This is a genomic window from Nitrospirota bacterium (genome assembly GCA_016214385.1).
Lineage (GTDB): Bacteria > Nitrospirota > Thermodesulfovibrionia > UBA6902 > JACROP01 > JACROP01.
On record JACROP010000022.1, the window covers coordinates 1 to 10,542 of the forward strand.

General features: G+C 43.5%; 6 protein-coding genes and 1 pseudogene. All 7 read left to right on the forward strand.

From position 1 onward, the window contains the following. Window positions 1-329: 329 nt before the first annotated feature. Window positions 330-2,552 (forward strand): AMP-binding protein, encoded by a 2,223-nt coding sequence (locus HZC12_01230; GenBank protein ID MBI5025357.1) that lies wholly within the window; start codon window positions 330-332, stop codon window positions 2,550-2,552. Window positions 2,553-2,707: 155 nt separating this feature from the next. Next, window positions 2,708-3,210 (forward strand): annotated as a pseudogene (locus tag HZC12_01235) (NAD(P)H-dependent oxidoreductase subunit E). Further along, window positions 3,197-4,987 carry an NADH-quinone oxidoreductase subunit NuoF gene (nuoF, locus tag HZC12_01240; GenBank protein MBI5025358.1) on the forward strand — a complete coding sequence of 597 codons (1,791 nt, stop codon included), beginning with the start codon at window positions 3,197-3,199 and terminating at the stop codon, window positions 4,985-4,987. Before HZC12_01235 ends, nuoF begins: the two are co-directional and overlap by 14 nt. Before the next feature lie 27 nt (window positions 4,988-5,014). Next, window positions 5,015-5,383, forward strand: a complete 369-nt coding sequence (locus HZC12_01245) for a four helix bundle protein (protein ID MBI5025359.1) — start codon at window positions 5,015-5,017, stop codon at window positions 5,381-5,383. Next, the gene (gene fdhF, locus HZC12_01250; GenBank protein MBI5025360.1) at window positions 5,376-8,147 is read left to right on the forward strand and encodes a formate dehydrogenase subunit alpha; all 2,772 of its coding nucleotides are present in this window, start codon (window positions 5,376-5,378) and stop codon (window positions 8,145-8,147) included. The genes HZC12_01245 and fdhF overlap by 8 nt, the downstream gene beginning before the upstream one ends. A 73-nt stretch (window positions 8,148-8,220) precedes the next feature. Then, on the forward strand, window positions 8,221-8,676 hold the full coding sequence (locus HZC12_01255) for a cyclic nucleotide-binding domain-containing protein (GenBank protein MBI5025361.1): 456 nt from the start codon (window positions 8,221-8,223) through the stop codon (window positions 8,674-8,676). Window positions 8,677-8,738: 62 nt separating this feature from the next. After that, window positions 8,739-10,502: a formate--tetrahydrofolate ligase gene (locus tag HZC12_01260; protein MBI5025362.1), complete on the forward strand. Its 1,764-nt coding sequence runs from the start codon at window positions 8,739-8,741 to the stop codon at window positions 10,500-10,502. Window positions 10,503-10,542: the final 40 nt, after the last annotated feature.

Below are 10,542 nucleotides of genomic sequence, written 5' to 3' on the forward strand. Positions count from 1 at the left end.
CTCTCGCATTGTTTCTTATTGCCGAAGGTATAGAAAAAGGTGACAGGGCTGCTATTTATTCGAAGAGCTGTCCTGAATGAGGAATATCTTATCTCGGACTCATCTTAGCAGGTGCAGTTGCTGTCCCTGTTGACTCACAGCTTGAGGCAGAAGACGTAAGAAATATACTGATTCACTCCCGGAGCAGGGTCATTTTTATATCCAGATAAAACCTCGATAAAACATTATCTGCCACCGCAGGTCTTCAGTTAAAGGTCATAAATCTTGATAGTGAGGAGTTTTATGATATATGTAAATCAAGGGGCGAAAAGTCTGAAGGTATTGCCTCGATGCGAGTCTTCGCAGAGAGTCGCTTCGACCTCCCACAAATTCATGAAACTGATGTTGCCTCAATAGTCTATACATCAGGGACAACAGGCATACCAAAAGGTGTGGCGCTCACCCATAAAAACTTTTGCTTTGACGCCTTTAGCATTATAGAGGCAGGTCTTATGTCAAGAGATGACAATGTCCTCGGCATCCTGCCACTTCACCATACATATCCATTTATGACAACCTTTCTCACACCGCTGTTTGCAGGCGCCACTGTTACTTATCTGACAACACTAAAAGGGCCTGAAATAGTAAAAACGATGAGAGAGTGCGGCATAACTATTTTTGAAGGCGTGCCCCAGATCTTCGACATGCTCTTGAGAGGCATTTATTCAAAAATGGGAAAGATCCTTTTAAAAGGGCTTTTTTACATATCTGGCTGGGTAAGGGAAAAAACTGGACTTAATTTAGGAAAAATTCTTTTCAGCAAAATCCATAAAAGCTTTGGCCAGAAATTCAGATTCTTTGCCTCTGGAGGCGCAAAGCTTGACCCTGATGTAGCGAGGGGATTTTTCTCTCTTGGTTTTACCATCCTTGAAGGCTATGGCCTGACAGAGACATCACCTGTTGCCACTTTCAATCCTGAAAAAAAACCAAAATTAGGCTCAGTGGGCCTGCCAATTCCAGGGGTTGAAATAACGATATTAAATCCAGACAAAGAGGGTATTGGTGAGATAGCTATCAAGGGGCCAATAGTAATGAAAGGCTACTACCTTAATCCTGAAGCTACTGAAAAGGCAATCAGAGACGGCTGGTTTATGACAGGTGATTTAGGATACAAAGATACAGAGGGATACCTTTATATAACAGGACGCTTAAAAGAAGTAATAGTCCTGAGTTCTGGGAAAAACCTCTACCCTGAAGAGATTGAGAAACATTACCTTAATACGCCTTTTGTGAAAGAAATATGTGTGATCGGGCTTGAAACCAGACCTGGTGTCACAGACAGCCTTCAGGCCATAGTCGTGCCAAACTTTGATTATTTGAAAGAGCAGAAGATTGCTAATTTTAACGAGGCCCTTAAGTGGGAAATAAATTCCCTGTCATTAAAACTGCCTCCCTATAAAAGGATAAAAGGTTACAGGGTCTTAACAGAACCCCTTCCCAAGACACCCCTCGGAAAAGTAAGGCGATTCATGATAAAAGAACTTCTCGAAGAGGGCAGAAAACCAGAGGTCAGGGCAATATCTCCTGAGGACATAATATTTATGGAAGAACCATCTTCTAAAAAAATACTTGAATATCTAAAAGACATCTCAAAAAAAGAATTTATAAGCCTCGATGATAATCTGGAACTTGACCTCGGCCTCGATTCGCTGCAGAGGGTAGAAATGGTAGTTGCTCTGGAGCAGATGCTTGCTGCGAAACTTCCAGAGGGCTTTGGCGCTGAGGTTCTAAGCGTAAGGGATGTAATCAGGAAACTTATAGAATTTAAGAGCAGGCCAGAGGAAAGAGGCGAGGTCAGGGGATGGTCAGAGATCTTAGAGGCTCAGCCTGATGAAAAAGATAAAGCTAAGATTGGCCTTGCTCATGGGGCCATCACAAGACTATTTGTTGCATCATTGCTTCTTCTGCTGAAAGGCATCTTAAAACTCATATTCAGACTTGAAGTTAAAGGTCTTGAGAATTTACCGCCGCCGCCTTATATGATTACCCCAAACCACACAAGCAACATGGATGGGTTTGTTGTAGCTGCCTCTGTTCCATTAAAAACCTTTACTGACCTTTATTTTGTCGGTTTTCAGAAGTATTTTAGAAACCCTATTACCTCTGCCTTTGCAAGGCTTGCACATGTGATACCAATAGACCCTGAGACTTACCTTTACAGGGCCATGCAACTTAGCGCGTTTGTGCTTAAAAACAGCAAAGCCCTTTGCCTGTTCCCTGAAGGCGGCAGGTCATTTGATGGCGAGCTTATGGCTTTCAAAAAAGGCGTAGGTATTCTCTCAAAAGAGCTCAGTGTGCCTCTTATACCAACAGTGATTAAAGGAACATTTACCGCCCTTCCGAGGGGTGCGCGGTGGCCAAAACTAACCAGGATAAAGATAACATTTGGAAAGCCCATTTCCCTGAAAGACATGGATTTCTTAAAAAAACCTGAAGGCATTGATGAGTATGAGTGGATTGCTTCAAGGTTGAGGGATGAGATAGTAAAAATGGGCCGCCTGGTAAGCTTGTAAGATAAGTTTAACAAGACCACCAAACGCCCTGAATTATAAGGACTTTTACTCAGGGTATAAAAGTTTTTTAATTGACACTAAATTTTTTAAAATGTTAGAGTTAACAACTTTCTCTAAATCCCTCTTTCAAGGGAAGAAAATCACACGGAGGTTTGATGATAGAGGCATCTGCAAATGTTGAAAAAACCCTAAAAAAAATTCTTGATAACTACAAACGGGATGAAGGCAACACCATTTCAGTGCTTCAGGATATACAGGATGCATTTGGCTATATACCAGAAGATGCAGTAGAGTGGTTTTCAAAAAAACTGGATATCCCTGCAAGTCGATTCTTCGGAATTACCACGTTTTATGCCCAGTTCCATCTGAAGCCGAGGGGTAAAAATATAATCTCTGTCTGCTGCGGAACNCAGCCTGCCATGTTAAGGGCAGTAATAAAATTGCTGAGCGGATTAAAAAAGACCTCAGTCTTAACTCTGAGGGGGAAACAACAGAGGACAAAAGATTCACATTTGAGGTAGTCAGGTGTGTGGGAGCGTGCAGTATTGCGCCTGTGGTTTTAGTAAATAACAGGGTTTATGGAGATATGACGGTTGATAATACTTCCAAACTTATTAAAAAGCTAGAGGGGTCAAGGGGCTCAGGTGCAGAAGGATAATCTAAAAGAGGTTATTGTGAGGGTCTGCATAGGCACTGGCGGGCTTGCTGCTGGTGGCAAAGAGGTGATAGATGCCTTTAAAAAAGTGATCGCTGATAGATGCGTTGATATAGATTTGGATTTCACATGTCATTACCAGAAGGTGGGATGCCGTGGATTCTGCGCAAGGGACGTTCTTGTTGATGTAGTGGATGGTGATAAGAGTCTAACATATCAGTGTATAAAACCTGAAATGGCAACGAGGATAGTGGATGAACACCTGATAGGAAGTAATCCTGTTAAGGAGTGGCTCATAGATGATACCTATTATGCATTTCATGCAAAGCAGAAGAAGGTCCTCCTTGCAGATTGTGGAACAATAGACCCGGAGGATATACAGGCATATATAAATGTTGGAGGATACAGTGGCATAAAGAAGGTTCTTTTGGAGGCAAGTCCTGAGGATGTGATTTCAGAGATAAAGGCATCCGGCCTCCGTGGAAGGGGTGGCGCTGGATTTCCTACAGGTCTCAAATGGGAGATATGCCGGAAAGCACCAGGTGATATTAAGTACATAATCTGTAATGCTGATGAAGGTGACCCTGGGGCATTTATGGATAGGTCAATCATTGAAGGCAATCCTCACTCGGTTATTGAAGGGATGATGATAGCCGGCTATGCCGTTGGTTCCAATCAGGGCTATGTCTATATTAGAGCAGAATATCCCTTTGCAGTGGAAAGATTGAGATTGGCAATATCGCAGGCGCACGAAAGAGGTTATCTCGGGAAAAACATGTTCGGCTCTAATTTCGATTTCGATATAAAAATAAAGTTAGGTGCAGGCGCCTTTGTCTGCGGCGAAGAAACAGCATTGATTGCATCCATCGAGGGACAGAGGGGAATGCCGAGGGCAAAGCCGCCCTTCCCTGTTCATTATGGTCTATGGGGGAAACCCACAGTCATCAATAATGTAGAGACACTTTCAAACATACCTTACATAATAAGAAATGGTGCAGAGTGGTATGCATCCATAGGCACAGAGAAAAGTAAAGGCACAAAGGTTTTTGCATTAACAGGAAAGATTAAGAATACAGGATTGATAGAGGTTCCCATGGGCATTCCCCTCAGGGAGATAATATACGATATCGGTGGAGGAATAGAAGGTGGAAAGGCATTCAAGGCGGTCCAGACAGGTGGTCCCTCCGGAGGCTGCATACCTGCTGAATTACTCGATACCCCTGTGGATTTCGAATCCCTCGCAGAAGTTGGCTCTATTGTTGGCTCAGGCGGGATGGTGGTTTTAGATGAAACTGATTGCATGGTCAATATCGCAAAATTCTTTTTAGAATTCACACAGGCAGAGTCCTGTGGAAAATGCGTTCCCTGCAGGGTAGGGACGAAAAGGCTCCTGGAAATTCTGGACAGGATTACGAAGGGCATGGGTCATGTTGATGATATCGAACTTCTTGAAAAATTGAGTCATGATGTAAAGGTAACATCCCTCTGCGGCCTTGGCCAGACAGCGCCTAATCCAGTCCTGAGCACTATAAAATATTTCAGAGATGAATACGAGGCCCATATCAGGGATAAAAAATGCCCTGCAAAGGTGTGCAAAGACCTTTTAACCTTCTATATAATAGAAGAACTTTGTACAGGTTGCGGCGCATGCCTGAGGGCCTGTCCTGCAAAGGCAATAACAGGGGGAAAGAAGAAACCACACTTTATAACTCAGGAGTTATGTATAAAATGCGGGGCATGTTTTGATGTATGCAAGTTTAAGTCGGTATTAAAGCAGTAACAAGTAACGAGGGACAAGTAACGAGTTATGAAAGGACATCATAATTTAGAGGTATGGAAAAGGGCAATTAAATTTGTCACAGAGATTTATAAAATGACTGATAATTTTCCTAACAATGAAATTTACGGCTTATCCCAACAAATGAGAAGATCTGCTGTCTCTATACCAAGCAATGTTGCTGAAGGGGCTGGAAGGAATAGCACACGAGAGTTTTTACAATTTTTATCTATATCGCAGGGATCTCTATCAGAACTTGAAACCCAACTGATTATAGGTAATAACTTAGGTTATATAAGAAACGTTGAAATAACATTAAAAGAACTTGATGAGATTTCAAAAATGCTTATTGGTCTTAGTAAGTCTCTCAAGCGTAAAAAAGGGCAACAAGATGACTAAAAATAACAGTTTGTCACTCGTCACTCGTCACTCGTCACTCGTCACTTTAACCATAGATGGTAAACCAATATCAGTTTTAGAGGGGACATCTGTCCTCGATGCTGCGAAGAGGCTGGATATCTCGATACCTGCACTTTGCCATCATCCAAAGCTAACCCCTTTTGGTGGCTGCAGGCTCTGTATCGTTGAGATAAAGGGTATGGCAAGGCCTGTTACTTCCTGCACAACACCTGTTAGCGAGGGCATGGAGGTAACAACCACAAGCCAGTATCTTGAAGGGCTAAGGAGAACTCTCCTGGAGATGATCCTATCCGACCACCCCAACGACTGCATGGTATGCGAGAAGGCAGGTGACTGCACTCTTCAGGAGCTCGCATACTTTTATGGCATAAGGGAAACCAAATTTGAAGGAGAAAGAAGAATATACACAGAGAGGGATGGAAACCCATTTATCGAAAGGGAGCTTGAGAAATGCATAATGTGTGGAAGATGCGTAAAGGTCTGTGATGAGGTTCAGGGCGTTGGTGCAATAGATTTTGGTTACAGGGGATTCGATACAAAGATATGCACGCCCTTTGAAAAGGACCTTAGCTGCGAGTTTTGTGGCCAGTGTGTTGCTGTCTGTCCAACAGGGGCACTTACGGGCAAGTTATGGAAACAGAAAGGAAGACAAAAGGACATAAAGGAAATAGATACCACCTGCCCTTATTGTGGTTGTGGCTGTAACATTACCCTGCATGTAAGGAGAGATGAAGTAATAAGAATAACTTCAAGGGAAGATACTATTAACGAGGGCTGGCTATGTATGAAGGGTAGGTTTGGATATAGTTTTATAAACAGCCCTGATAGATTGACAAAGCCTCTTATCAGGATAGAGACAAGTGACAAGAGACAAGAGACAAGTAAATATAATAGCTCGTCGCTCGTCGCTCATCACTCGTCACTTTTCAGAGAGGCCTCATGGGACGAGGCACTCGATTATATATCAGAGAGGCTGAAGGCCATTAAAGATAAAGACGGTCCTGATGCCATAGCCGGGCTGTCCTCTGCGAGATGCACAAATGAGGAAAACTATTTCTTCCAGAAGTTCATGAGGGCTGTTATCGGGACGAACAACATTGACCACTGTGGAAGGTATTGACACAGCGCAACAGTGGCCGGTCTGGCCACAGTATTCGGCTCAGGGGCTATGACAAACTCCATTCCTGAGATAGAAAATAATGACCTGCTCTTTGTTATAGGTTCAAACACCACAGAGACCCATCCAATCATTGGGCTTAAGATGAAAAAGGCTGTAAGAAAAGGAGCAAGGCTCATTGTGGCAGACCCAAGAAGGATAGACCTTGTGAGGTTTGCACATCTATGGCTGCAGCAGAGGCCGGGAACCGATGTAGCTCTCTTAAACTCAATGATGCATGTGATATTGAAAGAGGGCTTAGAAGATAGAGAGTTCATAAAAACCTGGACAGAGGGCTTTGAGGAATTCAGGGATTCTCTATCTGAATTCACTCCAGAAGTAGGAGAAAAGATTACAGGAGTTCCAAAAGATAAGATAATTGAAGCAGCCTTACTTTATGGAAACGCAGAACGACCTGGGATATATTACACAATGGGGATGACCCAGCATACTCATGGAACTGACAACGTATATTCCATAGCAAACCTTGCACTTATGACAGGCAATCTTGGTAAGGAATTCTCAGGGGTAAATCCTTTAAGGGGCCAGAACAATGTGCAGGGTTCCACTGATATGGGTTGTTCCCCAAATCTGTATCCTGGCTATCAGAGGGTTGATATGCCTGCTATAAAGGAGAAATTCGAAAGGGCATGGGGTGTTAAGCTTTCTGATAAGATAGGTCTTACTGCCACAGAGATGATAGATGCGGCAATCATTGGAAACCTTAAGGCAATGTATATAATGGGCGAAAACCCTGTTCTCAGCGACCCTGATGTAAACCACACAATAAAGGCATTAAAAAACCTTGAATTTCTCGTTGTCCAGGATATATTTTTAACAGAGACAGCAGCTCTTGCGGATGTTGTGCTTCCTGCTGCGTCCTTTGCAGAAAAAAACGGGACATTCACGAATACAGAACGGCGGGTTCAGAGGGTGAGGAAGGCTATAAATCCCCCTGGCGATACAAAAGAGGACTCATGGATTATCATAGAGCTAAGCAAAAGGTTTGGCTATGAGATGAAATACAATTTCATAGAAGAGGTCCTTCTGGAGATAGGTATGCTCTGGCCTGCAATGGCTGGTATAACATACGGCCGCATAGAGAAGTGGGGGCTGCAGTGGCCATGCCCTACCCTCGACCATCCAGGGACGCCGTATCTCTTTAAGGGAGGGTTCCCGAGAGGAAGGGGCAGATTCACATCTGTAAAATACAGGCCATCTGCAGAGCTACCTGACAATGAATATCCTTTTATACTCTCAACAGGAAGGCAATTATTTCAATATCACACAGGTTCAATGACAAGAAAGACACCTGCGATAGAAGCAATTGCGTCCCAGCCTTATGTAGAGATAAATCCAGAGGATGCAAAGAAACTCGGTATAAGCGATGGCCAGAAGGTAAAGGTTTCTTCAAGAAGGGGGACAATAGAGACAATTGCAAGGATTTCAGAAAGGCCATTAAAGGGCATGGTATTTATACCCTTTCATTTCAAGGAGGCTGCTGCTAATGTGCTTACAAATACTGCCCTTGACCCTATCTGCAAGATACCTGAATTAAAAGTATGCGCAGTAAAAGTGGAATTATGATAATGTCAAAATTATCTCTGTGTTCTCTGTGGTTAAATTTTGATAATACTATTTTGTTCAGGAGGATGCTTTCATGATTAAGGCAGACGTATTGAGACAACAGGTCCTGCTCGAAGACATTGATGAGGCAGGGCTAAACAGAATATCCAGAATCATTAAAAAAATATCCTTCAAAAAAGGAGAGCTTCTCTTTAAAGAGAAAGAAGATACAAAGGGCATCTATCTTATCAATTCCGGGAAGGTTGAAATCTCCAAGGTCACTTCTGATGGCTGGAAACAGACCCTCGCTATTTTAACTCCCGGCCACTTCTTTGGAGAGTTGTCAATTCTTGAGAAGAGACGGCATGAGGCAAATGCAATTGCTATTGAGAATACTGAAATATTCATGATTGCGAAAGAAGATTTTGAAAAGATGGAAAAAGAAGATATAGCCCTGACCTCAAAGATTATAAAAAAAATTGCCCTGGTGATGAGCAAAAATCTCAGGCGCATGAACGATAAATTCCTTAAGGCGCTGATAAGCTACTAAACACAAAATGGGTCTGATAAGTCCTACAAGACATATTTTTATTTCTTATAAAGGAGGTTTATATGGCATTGAATCCAACCAAACATGCAGATTGGGAAATTGCACAAGAAGCAGAGACACGGATGAAAACAGTCTACCAGCTTTCAGAAGAGATGGGCCTGAAAAAGGAGGAACTCCTTCCACATGGCCACTATGTTGCAAAGTTAGACTTCAACAGTATCCTCAGGCGTCTCAGCAGTAAACCTGATGGCAAGTATATTGATGTTACTGCCATCACACCAACACCCCTCGGAGAGGGCAAATCAACCACCACCATGGGATTAACGCAAGGGCTTGGAAAAAGAGGCAAGAACGTTATAGCGGCAATACGTCAGCCTTCCGGGGGCCCTACTATGAATATAAAGGGCTCTGCTGCAGGAGGCGGACTTTCGCAATGTATTCCCCTTACGCCATTCTCGCTGGGGCTTACTGGCGATATAAACGCCCTCATGAATGCCAATAACCTTGCGATGGTCGCCCTCACCTCAAGGATGCAACATGAATTTAATTATACTGACGAGCAGCTCGCTAAGCGCAAATTAAAAAGGCTCAACATTGATCCCCGAAATGTAGAGATGAAATGGATAATGGATTTTTGTGCCCAGGCCCTCAGGGATATTATTATTGGTATTGGCGGTAAAGACGACGGATTTATGATGCGGTCTGGTTTTGCCATTGCTGTCTCATCAGAGGTGATGGCTATCCTCTCTGTTGCTACTGACCTTAAAGATATGCGGGAGAGGATGGGGAGGATCGTCGTTGCCTATGATAAAAATGGAAATCCCATTACAACAGAAGACCTTGAGGTCGCAGGTGCAATGACTGCATGGATGGTTGAGGCAATAAATCCAAATCTCATGCAGACTATAGAAGGACAGCCTGTCCTTGTTCACGCAGGGCCATTTGCCAATATTGCTATCGGCCAGTCCTCTATCATAGCAGACAGGGTTGGCCTCAAGCTCGGTGATTATCATGTAACTGAATCAGGATTTGGAGCTGACATTGGATTTGAGAAATTCTGGAACCTTAAATGCAGATTCTCAGGACTTAAGCCACATGCTGCAGTTATTGTTGCAACTATAAGGGCACTTAAATGCCACGGAGGAGCACCCATTCCTGTGCCTGGAAGGCCCATGCCTGAGGAATATAAGAGTGAAAACGTCGGATGGGTAGAAAAGGGTTGCGATAATCTTATCCATCACATTAAGACGGTAAAGAAGGCTGGTATTAATCCTGTTGTCTGTATTAATGCCTTCCACACTGATACAGATAACGAAATAAAGACTGTAAAACGACTTGCAGAAGCAGCAGGTGCGAGGGTTGCGGTATCGAGACACTGGCAGTATGGAGGCGACGGTGCCCTTGAACTTGCTGATGCTGTAATAGACGCATGCAATGAGACAAATGACTTTAAGTTCCTCTATGAACTCTCAACACCGCTTCGCCAGAGGATAGAGCTTATCGCAAAAGAAGTTTACGGCGCTGATGGCGTGGATTACTCAGCAGAGGCGATTGCAAAGGCAAAGAGGATGGAGGAAGACCCCGAGATAGCAAAACTCGGAACCTGTATGGTCAAGACTCAGCTTAGTGTCACTGATAATCCGAATCTGAAAGGTGTTCCCAAAGGATGGAAACTACATGTGCGCGACATCCTTACCTACAAAGGCGCGGGCTTTGTCGTCCCTGTTGCAGGCGCAATTAAATTAATGCCCGGAACCGCCTCTGACCCGGCATACAGAAGGGTCGATGTTGATGTGAATACAGGCAAAGTAAAAGGATTGTTTTAAATTTTAAAACGGGCAGGGATGCTTGACTAAAGTGGGTTGA

Bases quoted from the DNA above. Each gene is read 5' to 3' on its own strand.
- HZC12_01230 (MBI5025357.1), top strand. From the start codon at position 330: ATGCGAGTCTTCGCAGAGAGTCGCTTCGACCTCCCACAAATTCATGAA.
- HZC12_01245 (MBI5025359.1), top strand. From the start codon at position 5,015: ATGAAAGGACATCATAATTTAGAGGTATGGAAAAGGGCAATTAAATTT.
- HZC12_01255 (MBI5025361.1), top strand. From the start codon at position 8,221: ATGATTAAGGCAGACGTATTGAGACAACAGGTCCTGCTCGAAGACATT.
- HZC12_01260 (MBI5025362.1), top strand. From the start codon at position 8,739: ATGGCATTGAATCCAACCAAACATGCAGATTGGGAAATTGCACAAGAA.